Below are 16,646 nucleotides of genomic sequence, written 5' to 3' on the forward strand. Positions count from 1 at the left end.
TCGTCATGTCTTCCGCTTTTCAGCGTCAGACATCAATCCCGAGGAGGCTTTCGAGCATGACCACACCATCCCAGGCACAGGTGCGTTCAATCGTGGCTCAGGCAAAGACCATCGTCGTCAAGGTTGGTTCAAGTTCGCTTACCTCGTCGACTGGTCATCTCGATGTGGCACGGTTAAGCGCACTGGTCGCAGCACTGGCTGAGGTTCGTCGAATGGACGCGAATGTGGTGCTGGTTTCTTCAGGTGCCATCGCAGCCGGCTTTGGGCCACTCGGCTTTGATTCACGGCCGATTGATGTCACGACGCAGCAAGCGACTGCCTCGGTAGGGCAGGGGTTGCTGATGGCGCATTATGAGGCGGCGTTCGGAAGATATGGCATCCGTGTCGGCCAGATTCTGATTACGGCAGAAGACACAATCCGCTCCGTGCAGTATCGCAATGCACAACGTACGTTGAAGCGCCTGCTTCAGCTTGGTGTTGTGCCGATTGTGAACGAGAACGATGCCTTGGCAAGCAACGAGATCCGATTTGGCGACAATGACCGTCTCTCTGCCCTTGTCGCAAATTTGGTTCGTGCCGACGCACTGGTATTGCTTACCGATGTCGATGGTCTCTATACTGCTCCACCATCTGAGAAGGATGCGAAACGACTGGGATATGTCCCCAATGTCGAGAAGATTCTGGATAAGGTCAGGGTTTCCGGTTCGGGTTCAGGAATAGGCACCGGAGGCATGGTCACCAAGCTTGAAGCTGTTCATGTTGCCGCAGCGTCGGGAATTCCTTCCGTGCTCACGTGTGCGGAGAATGCCGGACCTGCCCTGTTGGGCGATCCAGTCGGCACTGCATTTGCACCGATTCGTCATCGCGGCAGTTCGCGACGTCTCTGGATTGGATACGCCGCAGCTCCTCGTGGCGAACTCATTGTCGATGATGGCGCGGCTCAGGCAGTGCGTGGCGGCAGGGCAAGTCTTCTCGCAGCGGGTGTCGTCGCCGTGGATCGAGATTTTTCTGCCGGCGATCCGGTGTGGATCTGTGACGAAGAGGGCAATCATCTCGCCAAAGGACTCTCTTCCTTCGATTCTGAAGAAATCGCGCAGATGCTCGGCAAGAATACGTCAGAACTTAAATCTGAATTCGGTGCCGAATACGCCCATCCGCTGGTTCACCGCGACAATCTCGTGCTTGTCTGATCTCTCTCATCCAAGCATTCCTCCTCCTCGTCATCCCTCGACTTCGCTACGCTCCGCTCGGGATGACGGGGGGAGGCATCGTTGCCAAAGGTCATGGTGAGATCAAACAGGGAAACTGTGGATTTCTAGTCAGCGGGCTACAGTGTGAGGCATGACCGCACAAGCATGGCAAACTTTGAGCAATCGTATTCAGCAGGTGGCGCCCAGCGCAACTTTGGCCGTTGATACCAAGGCAAAGACAATGAAGGCCGAGGGAATCGACATCATCGGCTTTGGTGCGGGCGAACCGAATTTTCCGACCCCAGGATACATCGTTGATGCCGCCGTCGCGGCATGTCAGGATCCGAAAAATCATCGATATACGCCGACCGCGGGTCTTCCCGAGCTGCGAGCGGCCATCGCCAGGAAAACCGAACGTGATTCGGGATATGCCGTCGATCCTGCGCAGGTAGTGGTGACCAATGGTGGGAAACAGGCGGTATATGAGACACTCCAGGTTCTGATTGATCCCGGCGATGAGGTGATCGTTCCTGCTCCGTATTGGACGAGCTACCCCGAGATGGTCAAGCTCGCGGGCGGCAAGCCCATCAGTGTTCTTGCATCGGTCGATCAGGGCTTCATACCAACGGTTGCACAGCTTGATGCCGCTCGCTCTGAGAGGACCAAGGCGATCATCGTCAATTCGCCATCCAATCCTTGCGGTTCTGTGTGGGATGCGAAGACAATCCGCGACATAGCGCACTGGGCGATCGAACATCACATTTGGATTCTTTCAGACGAAATATATGAGCATTTGACCTATGACAACACGGTGACAAGCTACATAGGTGCAGAAGTCCCCGAATGCCGCGAACAGCTCATCGTCCTCAACGGCGTTGCCAAGACCTTTGCCATGACCGGTTGGCGAGTCGGCTGGCTCATTGCGCCTCGGTTCTTTGCACAGGCGGTCTCCAAGCTTCAGGGGCACCTAAGCTCCAATGTGTCGGATGTGAGCCAGCGCGCGGCGTTGGCAGCAGTCTCGGGCGATTTGAGTGCCGTGGCTCACATGCGTTCGGCATTTGACATTCGTCGCCAGCATATAGAAGCCATGCTGAACGAGATTCCCGATGTATTCTGCCCCAATCCAACTGGCGCTTTCTATGCGTTCTGCAATGTGACGGGCTTGCTGAACAAGCCACACGGACAGCATTCGAGCGTTGCGTATACGTCTGCCGAATTGGCCGCCTTGCTGCTTGAAGAGGCGCATATTGCCGCGGTTCCGGGCGAGGCATTTGGCGCAGAGGGGTATCTGCGCTTCTCCTACGCCCTTGACGACAAGGACCTGATTGAAGGCATACGGCGTTTCAAGGCCTGGGTTGAAGCCTGATGTTGTGGTCTGTGCCGGCGCTGGATCTGTGGTGAGTCTGAGACGCATAATCCACGAAACTTCGCGCTGGGTGTGCCGTCAAGTGGACGAAATGCATTTTGAACGCTAAACTGTCGATTTGGCGGTTTTGCCCAATGAGACGAAAATCTCCAGTGAGGTGAGTAGTATGGGCAAAGTTCACTTAGGGAAGTGGCGCAATTGGTAGCGCAACGGTCTCCAAAACCGTAGGTTGTGGGTTCGAGTCCCGCCTTCCCTGCAAAGTAAGTCAATAATTGCGAACGAAGGACGGATATGGCGAAGTCACAACGGTCTGGAGATAAGGACCCAAAGCCCAACTTCTTCATGCGCATCGGTCAGTTCATCAAGCAGATCATTGATGAACTGCGTAAGGTCGTAACACCAACACGCAAGGATTTGTTGCTGTGGTCCGTTGCAGTGTTCATCTTCGTTCTGATTCTCATGGTGTTCGTGACTGTTATGGATATAGGGCTTGGTAAGCTCGTGCTTTTGGTATTCGGCTGAGATAAATCTCATAAAGGTGATATTTGAATGACTGATGAACAAGAAAACATCGATAACGAGGCTCCAGTTGCCGATGAGGCGTTGAACGACGCGCAGCAATTCGAGAACGGTCTTGCTACCGATAAGGAACCGTTGGAAGGGGATCCAGCAGTTTCTACCGATCAGCCTCATGAGCAGGTCGATGAGCTTCCCAACACAACAGGCGAGACAACAGGCGACGATAATCATGTCGAAGCGGAATCTGATTCAATGTCTTCCGCACATGCCGTGGGTGCTGAACCTGCTGAAGATTCTTCCGAGGATTCTTCCGAATCGGACGCTGAGCATGAGTCCGATGCTGAACAGGCAGAAGAAGAGGGAGACGCAGGGGAGCGGGCTGTAAAGGCTTTTTCCAAGCAACTGCGCACGCTCGAAGGCAAGTGGTACGTCTTGCATACGTATTCCGGCTATGAGAAGCGCGTCAAGGCCAACATCGAATCCAGAGTGACTTCCTTCGGTCTGGAAGACAGAATCTTTCAGGTCGAGATTCCCATGGAAGAGGTTGAGAAGCACACCGACAAGGGTAAGAAAGTCATTACTCGCGTCCGTATTCCAGGATATGTGCTCATTCGTATGTGGCCAGACGAGGATGCGCGTCGTATTGTTCGCGAAACCGAGGCAGTCACCGGCTTTGTTGGTCCGTCGCGTGAACCTGCGCCATTGTCACGCAAAGAGGTCGTCAACATGATGGCTCCGATGATTGCATCTGAGGCCCTCAAGGAGTCTGGCGACAAGCCTGCGGCAGCCAAGAAGCGCAAGGTCGAGGTTTCCTTCGCGGCTGGCGATCAGGTGACCGTCACCGAAGGACCATTCGCAACTATGCCTGCGGTTGTCTCCGAAGTCGAGCCAGCCACTCAGAAGCTTACGGTGTTGGTCTCCATCTTCGGTCGTGACACGCCGGTCGAACTCAGCTTCGAACAAGTCGAGAAGATTTCCTGATTCGCAATATCAATATGTTTCATTGAATGGGTGCAAGTCGCTAGGCTTGTGCCCATTCCTTTTTCCGAGCTGATTTCGCCGCCGCTTTCAATATGGTTGCGTTGAAAGAAGCGGAATCGTTGGGTATAGCTTCAGTGGCGTGGAACAGTACGTGCTTTGATGTGTACGGTTCCACCTGTTCTTGACTGTTACCAGTCCTATCGTCTCGAGTACCCATTCCTAGTCGTCTCGAGTGTTTTTCTTCCCTGTTGTCTCGAGCAGAGGCTATCTCCTCCTTGCCATCTTGGGCGGGCTGCCACTCCCTTGTCATCTCGAGCGAAGGCGAAGCCGTAGTCGAGAGATTTCATCTGTTGGCATCCTGTGGATGGTGGTGGGATCTCTCCTTCCCTGACGTAATGAGATAGCGGTTGATGTGCATTGAACATAGTCGTCATGTATGATGTTGAACATATTGTATGGATGCGTGGTTGTTCCTGCCGTTTCTGGTGGAGGCCGCGCTGGTTGACTGTCGTGGATGGAGTGCTGATGCTTGTCTCTCGTTTGTTTGGTTCTGTCGCCGGTCGTCTGGCGCGTCGTTGTTCCGGTCGTTCCACGGCAGCTCTGTTACCATCCGCCCGTCGCGGGGGGGGGGTAGCTGTATCGGCTTTGCTGCTGTCGGTGGTGGTGTTGCTGTCGGGGTTGTTGGCGGTGTCGCCGGCTGAGCGGGCGACTGCGGACGAGCCGGCTGGCTATGGTCCCGATGGCTATTTCAGTACGCTGAGTGCGGGTGCAACTCCGGTGATTGATGCGGATGCTGCGACGCCGGGTGTTGCCAAGGATGGTTGGGCGAACACGCGGCGGATTGTGTTCGGGAAATCTGGTGTCTTGTCTCAACACTCGCCTTTGACGGGGACGGCGAGCGTGTCTGGTGGATACAAGACGTTGGCGAAGGGCCCTGTGGAGAGTGTGGCGAATGCCAATTCCTTCAGTGATCGGGAGGGTGATAGTAATATTGTGAAATCGGCGACGACGTCGGTTGCTGCGGATGAGGCGTTGTTGTGGGCTGATAATGTGGTGACTGTTGGCTTTGCGTTTTCTACGGTGACTGCATATACATGCCCTGGTGGATATACGTGCAATTCTTTTGACTCGACGGGCTATAAGTCGCAGTTGGCTCTGGTGTCTGATGTGGCGGGTGCTACAAATTATTCATCCTTTGAGCAGGGTCTGTTGCGTGTAGCTCTCGTGGAGGGTGTGTGCACAGCCCAAGCGACCCAAGGGTGCAATTCTGGTAGTTATACGCAGCAAACTAATTCGGTGAACGATTACATGGTGTTTCCGTTGTCTGTTGGTGATTTGAACCAGTATGCCGGTGCAACAAACGGCTGGTTGGATAACGTTCCCGACTCTAATCTCGCTTGCCCTTCAAACACTTGTGCTAATGGTGTTTCGGGCTCTTGGCTGCGCACTGCTCGTTGGAACATCGCAGGCCCTGTATTCAATGTGCAAAGCAAAGGTATACCGTTCACTTGGGATTCGTACGAATCCGATCAAGGGTTGCGTCCTGCTTTTCGTTTGGGTCTTGATGGTTTGTTGTTGTCGGCGCATAGTGGTGACCAGTCCCAAGTGTTGAATGCGCCAAATAGCGCACAGCCTGATTCGTTGCGGTTGACGTTTGTGGATGAGGGTAAGCGGGTGAGTCTGTCGAAGAAGCCGTATCTTGCTGAGTCTGGTGGGGTGTGGAGGGTGACGGATTTGGAGGGTGTTGCTGATTTGGAGGCTCCTTCTGGTTTGGGGTGGAAGATTGTGGATCCTGAGGATGATTCGGGTGTTGTGGTGGCTTCGGGTCGGACGAATTATGATGCTGCTGCGGGGTCTGATGGCAATATGGTGGTGCCGTGTGCGACGTTGGTGTCGGGCAGGGAGTATGACTTCTATGCGTGGGGTCAGCAGGATGGTTCGGATTCGGTGGGTTGGTCGAATCGTGCGACGGAGCCGGTGCGGGGTGTGGTGACTAAGAATGCTGCTGGTACGTGCGCTCTGAAGATAGCGTCTCCGCCGTCGTATGGGATTGAGGTGTCGGGTGTTTCGTCTGGTGGGTTGATGGCGTATCGGATTGGTGATTATGACGAGACTGTGTTTGATCAGACGGGTGCGTTGCAGAGTGTAAGACTGGCGACTCCTGCTGACCCGGTGAAAGCGTCGGTGTTGGCTGCGGCGGTGGCTGCTGGTGGTTCGGGTGTTGATGTGGATAATCCTGTTGGTTGGGTGGCGGCTCGTTGGCTTGGGTATCCGTCTGATCCGTTGTCGGGTGATACGTCGTCGGCGTCGAGTCCGTATGCGGGGAGTTTGCAGTTGTTTGCGCAAGGGTTGGCTGCGAACACGGGTGGTTTGTCGGTGGCGGGGAGTCTTCCTGCGGGTACGTTCTCTTCGGGTGGGACGTTTGTGTTGTCGGTGTCGGGGCCTGGCTTGTATCTGATTGTGGATTCGAGTGGTGCGAGTTTGCCGATTATCGTGGGGTCGAAGGCGTTTAACGAGGGGGTGGGTGAGGATGGGTTGATGGTTGATTTCCCGGATGCGGGTGTTCATGGTAAGCCGCAGTTGGGCAGGGCGGTGTTGAAGACGAGTGTGGTGGGTGTGTCGAAGCGGGTGGTGAACAATGGGTTGCAGGGTTTCGATATGGGAGCTTCTGTGGAGTATGAGGTCGCGCTCACGGTGCCTGACTTGGTCGGCTTCTCTGGTGTGACGTATGACGCGTATGAGTTCGAGATTGATGATGTGGCGACCAACGGTCTGACATTGCCTGCTGCTGGTTCGGTGCGGGTGTTGATGGATGTGGATCCCGACAGTGGCGTCGCCTCCCCGGATGTGGATGTGACGGGGAGGTTGTCGTCCTCGTCGATTGTGGTGGCCGACAAGTCGTTGACGGTGAGCGGGTTGAAGGCCTTGTTCGCCACGGATTCGGGTGGTCATGTGGCGAACAGGGCGACGGTGCCGGCTGGTTCCCTGGTTCGGGTTCGTTATGAGGCTACGGTGAATGTGGATGCGTTGGTGAGTATGCCGGGTGGTGGTGGCGTGCATTCGAATCTGAACGAGGCGACTCTGACGCGTTCCATGGCTGCGGGTGGCACGGAGGGGTTGACGGTGTCGGCGGATGTGTACACTTTCGGGGTGGATGTGGTGAAGGTGGCGATGGATGATGCGACGAGTCCGTTGGCTGATGCTGGGTTCGTGGTGAAGCGGCATGGGGTGGCGCTCTCGTTCGTGGACTTGGGTGGTGGAGTGTATCGCAAGGCCGTGCCGAGTGACGTGTTGGTGACGACCACGCTTGTCACGGGTGGGGATGGCAGGCTCGCCTTGCGGGGTGTGGCTGCTGGCGGGTTGGTGTTTGAGGAGATGGCTGCCCCGTCGGGTTATTTCAAGGTTCCGGGGTTCACGGTCGAGACGGTGCCGGTGTGGAATGTGGACGCGAGTGGGATCGAGCTTGTTTCGTATCGTACTGCTGGCACGCCGCTCGTGTATGTGAGTCAGGATGGGCATACGGTGGTGGTGGCTGATCCGCCGGTGGGTCTTGCGAGTTTGCCCTACACGGGTGGGGTGGGCATCGCGCTCCTTCTGCTGTTCGCGGGCGCGGTTGCTATGCTTGCGATCCGACCGTATTATCTGGCTCACTGCGCCGAGGCCACTGCCAACATTATCTGAAGGCGTCCCCCGTCATCTCGAGCGTTCTTTCCTTGTCATCTCTCGACTACGGCTTCGCCTCCGCTCGAGATGACAGGGGGAGGAAGGACGCTGGACTGAATTGTCCGTGACTTCGTGCATAATGAGAAAGTTGCTCTGAGCTCTATCGGCTCAGCAAGAAATACAGGTAAGTTGCGGGAGGAACCTGATCGTTCCGTCAGAACCGCTTTACAGAAAGAAGAACCGGAATATGGCTCCTAAGAAGAAAGTCTCTGCGCTTATCAAGCTCGAGATTCAGGCCGGCAAAGCCAATCCTGCTCCACCGCTGGGCCCAGCACTGGGTTCACATGGTGTGAACATCATGGACTTCTGCAAGGCATACAACGATGCCACCAAAGACAAGATGGGTCAGGTTGTTCCTGTCGAAATCACCGTCTTCGAGGATCGTACCTTCACCTTCGTGCTCAAGACCCCACCGGCTGCTGACTTGCTTCGCAAGGCTGCAGGTGTTGACAAAGGCGCTGCAAATCCTTTGACGACCAAGGTCGGCTCGGTTACCAAGGCACAGGTTCGCGAAATTGCAGAAACCAAGATGGCTGATCTCTCGGCTCGCGATGTTGAAGCTGGAATGAAGATCATTGAAGGTTCCGCACGCTCAATGGGCATCACGGTCACCGACTGAAACATTCGTTTAAGCGGTAGGGCCGCGCTAGCCCGCACCGCGACTGCTGAATAGGAGAAGCAGATGGCAAAGCGTTCTAAAAAATACCGCGAGGCGGCCGAAAAGGTCGATCGCAATAATCTCTACACTGCCAACGAGGCAATTGCTCTGCTGAAGAGCCTGCCAAAGCGCGGCTTTGACGAGACCGTCGAGGCTGTGTACCGTCTCAGCGTCGATCCCCGCAAGGCCGACCAGTTGGTTCGTGGAACCGTTAACCTTCCTCATGGAACCGGCAAGACCGCCAAGGTCATCGTTTTCGCTCGTGGCCCTCAGGCCACTGCAGCAACCGAAGCTGGAGCCGATGAAGTTGGGGATGACGAGCTGATCGCCAAGGTTTCCGATGGATACCTCGATTTCGATGCAGTTGTTGCAACCCCAGACATGATGGGCAAGGTCGGTCGTCTCGGTCGTGTGCTCGGACCTCGTGGTCTGATGCCAAACCCAAAGACTGGTACCGTCACCATGGATGTAGCCAAGGCTGTTTCCGACATCAAGGGCGGCAAGATTGAGTTCCGTGTTGACAAGCACGGCAACCTGAGCTTCCTGGTTGGCAAGCTTTCCTTCGCCGAAGGCGATTTGGACGAGAACTTCAAGGCCGTTGCCGATGAAGTCAAGCGCCTGAAGCCAAGCACTGTCAAGGGTCGCTACATCACCAAGGCCACCATAACCTCAACGATGGGCCCAGGAATTCCTCTGGATCCAGCAATCCTGTCGTGATAGGCAGCAATTCGTAAACAGTATTCGTAACTCTGATGCTCAGCGCCAATCCGCTGGGCATCAGTGTGTTACGGGTCTGATACAGCGCGGACATTCCTTGGAAGAGGCCCTTGATACTTGTTATGAGTTGCACTTTCGCGGGAAGTGTGCTGAGCTCATTGGTTGTCGTCTGATTGTGCTGTGCTTGCCCATCAACGGACACGTAAAGTGCAAGCGGTATGTCAACATCCCCACAAGAAATATGCAAAACCTTGAAGCCTTAGCCCCACCATGCTGGATGCTTCGCTTATTGTGAACTCTTCAAAGTATAGAGGCCCTCAACAGGGCCATTTTTCGCCCACAATGGTGTGATATCGGTCCGCTGAAGGCTTGTCTACTTTTCCAAGTTCACAATTAACGCTCTCACACCAATCGGTCTTCGAAAGAGGCAGTGTATTTACTCTTGAGAGGTGTGTGAGGTGTCAGCGTTGCGCGCGTCCATGATAAGGCCGATCTTTACGGCGGTGAGCAGGACATAGGCCTCGCGAGGATTCATCGGATCCCAACCGGTGATTTCGATGGAGCGCTTGAGGCGATAGCGCACGGTGTTGGGGTGCACATTGAGTTCGCGAGCTGTGATCTCAAGCGAACTCCCTGAAAGCAGGAATGTCTGTAAGGTGTTGAGCAAGGGATTCTCAAGATCGTCGCCACGCAGGGTCTTGTAGATGCTGGTATACAGTTCATCTCTGGCTTCATCATCGCCGAAGAGCGCGCGTTCGGGCAATGCATCATCGGCGCGCAATGGGCGCGGAATGCCATGTGCCATATCCATGCGGACAAGTGCCGGCGTGGCTGCAACGGTATTCAGTGAAGCTCTGATGGTCTGCGATGCACCTTCGATATGGGAGCGAAGCGGTCCCAGGCATACTGGACTGTCATCGAAATAACGAAGCAGCGGTTCGCAGAGTTCTTCCGGTGATCCATGGCCTCGAGGATCGATGAGTGTAATGAGCATTTCGTTATGGCTTGACATCATGCATTCCGCGCCATGACCTCGAATCAGGCTGCGCATGCGCCGCTGCGTGATGCCGGAACCCATCTCGGTGGTATCGGCCAGTCGTCCGATTATGGCGAAACAGTGGTAGTCCACAGGCCAGCCCAGCATACTCATGCGAGCCACGACCTGATGATCAATTACGCCATCGATCAGATCCTCGATCGTGAGCGTTTCTATGCGAGCGTCCCAATCGCCACGCGCCTCGGCGGATGTTGCGTAGACCGATGCTGCAGAGAAGGCAACTTCCCGGGCGTAATAGAGCATGCCATTGCGAATTTCCTGTTCATTGCCTTTCTCGGCGAAGTCTTCGACATTGCGCTCAAGAATATCGACGATGAAACGCGTCACCTCCAGTGCCTGATGCAGGCTGATTGCCTTGGTGAATTCGAGTGGCGCGACAAAGAAGATGTGATCGGTCGATGGCCGTGGTCCGGTTGCTGAATCAGGAGATTTACGGTATTGCGTCATCCAGGCAATGAAATCCGCGACAGCCGTTCTGATGATCAGCGTCAGAAGATTCTTGTCGGTAGCGCTCAGATTCTTGTACCAGTCCAGATCATGATCGAGGTGACCTAAAGCTTTGCTGAGTGCCTGTTCAACGTCTTTGGGCAACTTGGGCCGTGCATCATGCTTCGTTTTGAGCCGGAGGCCATTGGCTGCCTCTTCAGCCTTCTGTGCATCATCTGCAACGGTGACGGCATTCATACCGGGAAACGGCGTGTCCTCGGTCTGTTGCATTGCTGCGGTATCAACGTCCGTGCGCTTGCCCCCGGCCGCGGTGCCCTTGACGCTGATACTCGCTGAACTCGAGGATTTCTTCGATCTGTGCGCGTCATCCTCAGCACTGCGCTGCCCCGATTTACGCAAGTCGGGGTTGAACAGTGCAGCGGCGTCGCGAGCGACCTTCGCCAAGGCATTTCCGCCGGAATGTGATGATTTTGGCCTACTCATAGTGCCCAGCTTAGCGAGTTTGGCTGATGCGCAAAGCTGTTTCGGTGGTTTTCACACCAAGTCTGTCATCTCGCGCAGTCGTCAGCAGGTGAGAACTTGCACCGCCTTGCCTAAGTTGCTAACTCCTGTGTGTCTTTCACAAAGGCAAGCGCCAGGAAGCCGAAGACAAAGACCAGGGGAAGAATATGACGGTCATAATTATTGGCCGGGGCAAATACCATCACGCCCATCAGCACCAGCAGCGTGGTGTGGTATGAGAGAGCGCGGAATCGTTTGAGTGCGAATTCAATACAGATGAGCAGCAGTGAGAGCACCAGCCAGAAGTTTCCATTGGTCAGCCAGCCAAGTACCGGAGTTCTGCCCCATGCAAAGGCGAAACCGGCGACCTTGTCGCGCCACACGTGCAACCAATTCTTGATCCATGTGCTTGAATCCTGAACATATCCGTTGTTGACGTAGTAGTTCATCGAAACATAGGGCACATCTGTCACATCGAAGTATCCGTAGCATTCCGCCATGAAGGCATCAATGTACAGCACAGGATTCTTCAAGCCGATGGAGAGCCATGCACTGTTGAACTGGGTCATATCCGCTGCAGTGACCGTTCGCCATTTGTATACGGTGAGCTTGTCTTCTCCGCCAGATGATTTCACCGGATCGGCATCGTTCGGGTTGTATCGCAAGGCCATGGTGTCAAGATCCAGGATGGGTTCGAGCTGCCTGCGCGCCTGAGCAGGAATGTTTGCAGGGTCCCGTTCAGCAACGCGGGCGATCTGTTGCAATTGAATGCCTTTGGCTTCGATGGGATCGCCCTGAATCACAGCACCGGCAGCGATGAGACTCATCAGCAATCCTTCAAATGCAATGACGGGAATCAACATGCAGAGCACGTAACTCCTCCAATGCCTGCGGTCGGAAAGAAGCGAGAGAATGAGCTGAACAACAATGATATACACGCCATATTTCACTGTTCCAAGCATCAGGAGTGAGCTGGCTGCCAATTCAATCTTGAGAGAACGAGGTATTCGTACAGTTGGCGATGACGAGTCGTCGCTGTGAGAAACGGTGGTATTGAAATCTTTGCCGTGCAGTGTATGGCGTAATGGATTCCTGCGATAGAGAGTATAGAGGATGCCAATCCACCATACGAAGGAATATGCGAATGCGGGTGACTTGGTTATTGAGATTGTGCTGAAAACGCTGATTGGCGTCAGCAGGAAGAGCGCGATGATGGCAAGACGCGGACCTGCCGACGCATACAATCGCGATGACCCGTATGCAAATGTGTCCTTCATTCCCTTATGCGGTTGCGCCTGTGCCTGTGTCTGTGTGCTGGCTTGTCGTACTCCATAATTAAAGAATCGATTCGCCGTTGAGGAACAGCAGAATGCTGCGAAGAGCATTTGCAGTCCTGCTAGAGCAACGATTCCGGCATCGTCTGATCCACTCAGCTTGCGAAATGCTGCAACAACGGCGCCGTAGAACAGGGTGAGCAAATAATTGTGTTGATCGGTGAGATAGGTCGGATTCTTTGGCCACAGGTAGTGTGCCGTCGGATAGATATCCATTTGCGTGAAGCCATCAAGATAGGGCAACTTCATGCCGCGCAGATTCGCCCACCAGAGATTGAATTCATTGATTTGCGAATGGATGTCAGCGCCATACGCTGCGAGTAAGGTCACATAGGCCCACAGCCAGCCGATTGCGAAAACGAGGAAGAGACGTCGGCGGCTTGATGTCAGGCGCATGATCCATGGTGCAAGCCTTGACCATCCTCGTGATATGGCATGAAGCATTATGCGAATTGAACGATGACGGAGTAGATGACGGAGTAATAGTGCCCGCAGCCGTGATATCGGTGTTGAGCGGAAAGAGGAGTGGCCTTCGGCTGCCACGCTGGAACGATTCGCGTCGCCTTGACATGCGCGAGTCCAGTGAACAGCAACGATGATGATCCCTAAGGTTACGCCAAAGGCTGTGATGAAAATCAGAGCATTCGTCCACGAATATGATGCGATTGAAGCATTTGCCCTGTAGATTGGCCCCACTGAGGTGCACAGTGCAATCCACATGCAGACCAGCGTTATGCAAACCCAGCGGAGGGTGCTCAGAATGGAACGAGAATGTGATTTTAAATCATGGTGTGAGTTACTCATCGTCCACGATTGTAGTACCTGGCCTGACTGCAGAGTCCTGCGCTCAGCATTAGATTCCTCTGGCATCCAACGAATCGGCAAGTTCATCGGCTTGCTTAAGCACCAGCACCATCAGAGGAACTGCCCATGCCTGAATTCCGAGGAGTATTCCGGTATGCACACCTCGGGCCTGACTCGCTTCATGGACGGTTTTCATTGATGCCGAGATAATGGGAATCACACTGATTCCCAAGGAAACTGCAATGCCTATGCGGTCGGTATCCACACCAAAACGCTGAAATGGGTGCAGCATTCGCACTACATTTGCGAAAATCTCGGAAAGTGGCGTGGTTAGCGTTATCAATGCGGCGAACAGCACTATTGCGGTGATGCGCAAGGTGATGACGGCCGTCTCCTGCATTGGCTTGAACCAGACCTGAGCCACGAAGGTGAATGTGATAATCCAGCGAGAGGTCCACAACTGCCTGAAACATATGCGTAAGCCGAGTTCGCTGAAGCAATAGAGCAGCACGCATGCCGTTGCCAGCAATCCCGTGATCCATACCGGCAGATCAGGGTAGGCGAGGACTGCACCGGTGGCGAAAAGCGCAAGAAGTTTCCAACCGGCGGGGCAGCGGTGCAGAAGACTGTGGCCGGGAACATACATGGCGATCATGCGCTGTAACCCAGCCCTGTGCTCGGTATGCTGGCACTGATTTGTGAGCAGTATCTTCGATAATCTTCAATCACCTTGCCGCTTTCTGCGATTTCGACAATCTGACCGTCGTGGAAATGCATGGCAAGCTCACAATGGGAGGCGAGCTCAAGATCATGTGTGGCAATGATTACCGGCCGGCTGTGGTTGCCGAGCAAAACGTGTGATATGCGCTCTGCGTTGGGAAGGTCGAGCATGGTCGTCGGTTCATCGGCGAGCAGTAATTGCGGGTCTCGTATCAGAATTCCTGCCAATGCGAGCATTTGCTTCTGTCCGCCAGACAGCGAATGCGCCGGCTGATTGGCGAATTGCGAGAGATGAAAATCTGCGAGCTGCTCTTTCACTCGTTCGGTCTTCTCTTGCTTGCTCATCACTGCACCATGCAGTGAAAAGGCCACATCTTCGGCAACGGTTGGCATGATGATCTGGGTATCGGGATTGGTAAATACGAAGCCGATTCTATGGTGGAGCTCCTTGGCTTTGCGCGATGGATCAAGTCCCAGCACCTGCAAATCTCCCGATGTTCTGCGTTCCAGACCGTCTATCAGGCGAAGGAAGGTCGATTTTCCCGATCCGTTCGTTCCCAGTATCGCAATGCTTTTTGCGCTCAGCTCGCACGAGACATTATTGAGAATCAATCGCTGGTTAATCGAATAGTTCAAGCGAGTGGTGTGAATATATATGTCATTTTGTTGGCTTTTGTGAGGAGTTGTCATCGTAGCATGCCTTCGTATTGAGTTTTGTTCGTGAGCACATTATTTTGTTGCCTGACTGTAAAATCAATACGTGAAAACGTTGAAACGACGGTGCGAAAATCGCTCAATACCCGAGAAATTCTGAAAATAGGCAACAAAAAAATTATTCTCGAATGTTGAGTCGCTATTTCTGTGCGAAAGCCGCCGGATATGCCTTCCAGAGTGCAGAAGTGACGAGCGTTGCGACCACGATCTTCATGATATCGCCTGGAATGAAGACGAGTGCGCTATAGGCGGCGGTTCGTATCGGCTGATCGATGACGAGTGCTGTGACTGGAATGCCAAAGATATACGGAATCAGCATGCCGCCAACAAGACAGGCGAGAGCGGTTTTCCAAATGTTGAAACCTTTCCCACTATGCGAGATAAGACCGATAACGAATGCTCCAATGACGAATCCGAGCAGATACCCTGCAGTAGGACTGACGAAGAGTGCCAAACCGCCATTGCCGCCAAGAAGGGGCAGTCCGAGCGCAGTCAGTGCAAGCAGCAAAATAACCGACAATGCGCCAAGCCATGGTCCAAGAACGACTCCTGCCAGCATGACCGCCAGATTCTCCAGGCTGATCGGAACGGGTCCAACTGCAATCCTGATGAAGCTCAATACGGAAATCAAAGCGGCGAATACTGCGACCTTTGCCAGGCTTCTGTTATCAAAAATACGTGTGTGTTCCTTTGCTGATGTATTCAAAATTCTTTGTTCTCCTGTTTCATGGATGCCTCGTGGAGTCCTGTGGCCACTTAGCGGATTACTGGCTCAACCGAGCCTTCCAGCTCTGGAAAACCAACATTTCCGCAGCTGATTGTTCATCATCCTAGATTTGGGCACTCTCTAGATTTTTGTGGAATCATACAAAATCCCGTCTCTCGATTTGTAGCCTCAGGACTGTTGCTACCCCATGGTCAGTTGATACGTTGGAAAACATGCCCTATCAAGACTGTATCTGGCCAGCTTCGGCCCCTGAGACAGAGGAAGTGGCATCAACCGTAAAAGTCCTCGACACCGTTGATTCGACCAATTCGTTGATCGCTCGTGCAATCGCAGCAAGCGAATATGCCGATGCGAGGCAATGTGTCAGGCACCTGTTCGAACAGCCCGACAAGGATGCTGCCAGAACTGCGACTCTTGATCCAACAACCGAAAAGATACCGGAAGCGTTGCCCATCAGCATTGCGATATCGGATATGCAGACCAAATGCCGCGGCCGTCAGGGCAGAAGCTGGTTCAATCAACCTGGGGAGTCGCTCTTAAGTTCCTGGGCGGTTCCAGTCGGCCGTAATCTTCTTGATTCCAGGTATTCGGGATGGCTCACCACTATCTGCGGTCTTGCTCTGGTAGATGCCGTCAATGAGGTGTTGCGAGCACATGACCTTCATGCCATGAACCCAGACAGCCAACTCAAGCTGAAATGGCCGAACGATGTGTTCTGTGAAGGGCACAAGCTGGCAGGAATCCTTTGCGAGATGGTTCCCTGCAACGAGGAATCAGCAGTCCTGATCATCGGTATAGGCATGAATCTTTTCGTTGCGAAAGAAGAGTTGCCAATTGACATGTCGACATCGCTGCAATTGCAATTTGGCCCTTTACCTGCATATGCCGAACTTCGCGATGAGCTGGTCTGCGCCACCACGCAGCATCTACGCAAGGAATTCAGCGTGTTTATGGCGGATCCGGCGATTGCGGTTCCCAAGCTGTTGGAACGCGTCAGGCAGATGAGTTGGACTCTTGGCAAGCAGGTTCAGGCACATTTGGCAGGAGACAAGCAACTGATCGGTCGGGCGCTTTCGATCAACGATGATGCCTCTCTCACCATTCTGCGCCACGATGGCAGTCAGCAGAAGGTAACCACTGCCGATGTCGGGGTGCTTCCCGATGTGGGTCTTTAAGCGATGAGATGCG

The 16,646-nt window shown here is 54.0% G+C and carries 13 protein-coding genes and 1 tRNA gene; 9 read left to right on the forward strand and 5 right to left on the reverse strand.

Translation table 11 applies throughout. From position 1 onward, the window contains the following. The first annotated feature begins 56 nt into the window (after positions 1-56). The 8 genes from proB to rplA all read left to right on the forward strand — a co-directional run bounded on the left by proB (position 57) and on the right by rplA (position 9,154). A complete protein-coding gene (proB, locus tag BAQU_RS03055) occupies positions 57-1,190 on the forward strand; it encodes a glutamate 5-kinase (RefSeq protein ID WP_094692573.1) in 1,134 nt (377 codons plus the stop codon). 151 nt (positions 1,191-1,341) lie between these two features. Next, the gene (locus tag BAQU_RS03060; RefSeq protein WP_094692574.1) at positions 1,342-2,556 is read left to right on the forward strand and encodes a pyridoxal phosphate-dependent aminotransferase; all 1,215 of its coding nucleotides are present in this window, start codon (positions 1,342-1,344) and stop codon (positions 2,554-2,556) included. Positions 2,557-2,739: 183 nt separating this feature from the next. Beyond that, positions 2,740-2,812, forward strand: a tRNA-Trp gene (locus BAQU_RS03065). A 35-nt stretch (positions 2,813-2,847) separates the two neighbouring features. After that, positions 2,848-3,078, forward strand: a complete 231-nt coding sequence (gene secE / locus BAQU_RS03070; protein ID WP_094692575.1) for a preprotein translocase subunit SecE — start codon at positions 2,848-2,850, stop codon at positions 3,076-3,078. Between the two features lie 27 nt (positions 3,079-3,105). Next, entirely contained in the window at positions 3,106-4,056 is a 951-nt protein-coding gene (gene nusG / locus BAQU_RS03075; protein ID WP_169713253.1) for a transcription termination/antitermination protein NusG, read from the forward strand. A gap of 501 nt (positions 4,057-4,557) precedes the next feature. Further along, the gene (locus BAQU_RS03085; RefSeq protein ID WP_211277094.1) at positions 4,558-7,737 is read left to right on the forward strand and encodes an isopeptide-forming domain-containing protein; all 3,180 of its coding nucleotides are present in this window, start codon (positions 4,558-4,560) and stop codon (positions 7,735-7,737) included. A 229-nt stretch (positions 7,738-7,966) separates the two neighbouring features. Continuing rightward, complete coding sequence (gene rplK / locus BAQU_RS03090) at positions 7,967-8,398, forward strand: 50S ribosomal protein L11 (RefSeq protein WP_094692578.1); 432 nt, start codon at positions 7,967-7,969, stop codon at positions 8,396-8,398. 63 nt (positions 8,399-8,461) lie between these two features. Continuing rightward, entirely contained in the window at positions 8,462-9,154 is a 693-nt protein-coding gene (gene rplA, locus BAQU_RS03095) for a 50S ribosomal protein L1 (protein WP_094692580.1), read from the forward strand. Positions 9,155-9,590: 436 nt separating this feature from the next. Here rplA and BAQU_RS03100 read toward each other — a convergent pair whose 3' ends face one another. The 5 genes from BAQU_RS03100 to BAQU_RS03125 all read right to left on the reverse strand — a co-directional run bounded on the left by BAQU_RS03100 (position 9,591) and on the right by BAQU_RS03125 (position 15,437). Further along, the gene (locus BAQU_RS03100; protein WP_094692582.1) at positions 9,591-11,141 is read right to left on the reverse strand and encodes a PucR family transcriptional regulator; all 1,551 of its coding nucleotides are present in this window, start codon (positions 11,139-11,141) and stop codon (positions 9,591-9,593) included. 110 nt (positions 11,142-11,251) lie between these two features. Next, positions 11,252-13,297 (reverse strand): DUF6020 family protein, encoded by a 2,046-nt coding sequence (locus BAQU_RS03105; protein WP_158215620.1) that lies wholly within the window; start codon positions 13,295-13,297, stop codon positions 11,252-11,254. A 49-nt stretch (positions 13,298-13,346) separates the two neighbouring features. Next, on the reverse strand, positions 13,347-13,952 hold the full coding sequence (locus tag BAQU_RS03115) for an energy-coupling factor transporter transmembrane component T family protein (protein ID WP_094692587.1): 606 nt from the start codon (positions 13,950-13,952) through the stop codon (positions 13,347-13,349). Continuing rightward, complete coding sequence (locus BAQU_RS03120; RefSeq protein WP_244568407.1) at positions 13,949-14,653, reverse strand: energy-coupling factor ABC transporter ATP-binding protein; 705 nt, start codon at positions 14,651-14,653, stop codon at positions 13,949-13,951. The genes BAQU_RS03115 and BAQU_RS03120 overlap by 4 nt, the downstream gene beginning before the upstream one ends. Positions 14,654-14,870: 217 nt before the next feature. Then, positions 14,871-15,437 (reverse strand): biotin transporter BioY, encoded by a 567-nt coding sequence (locus BAQU_RS03125; RefSeq protein WP_094692590.1) that lies wholly within the window; start codon positions 15,435-15,437, stop codon positions 14,871-14,873. A gap of 284 nt (positions 15,438-15,721) precedes the next feature. Here BAQU_RS03125 and BAQU_RS03130 point away from each other — a divergent pair, with 284 nt between their 5' ends. Continuing rightward, the gene (locus BAQU_RS03130; RefSeq protein WP_158215621.1) at positions 15,722-16,633 is read left to right on the forward strand and encodes a biotin--[acetyl-CoA-carboxylase] ligase; all 912 of its coding nucleotides are present in this window, start codon (positions 15,722-15,724) and stop codon (positions 16,631-16,633) included. The last annotated feature ends 13 nt before the right edge of the window (positions 16,634-16,646 follow it).

The organism is Bifidobacterium aquikefiri, from assembly GCF_002259795.1.
GTDB lineage: Bacteria > Actinomycetota > Actinomycetes > Actinomycetales > Bifidobacteriaceae > Bombiscardovia > Bombiscardovia aquikefiri.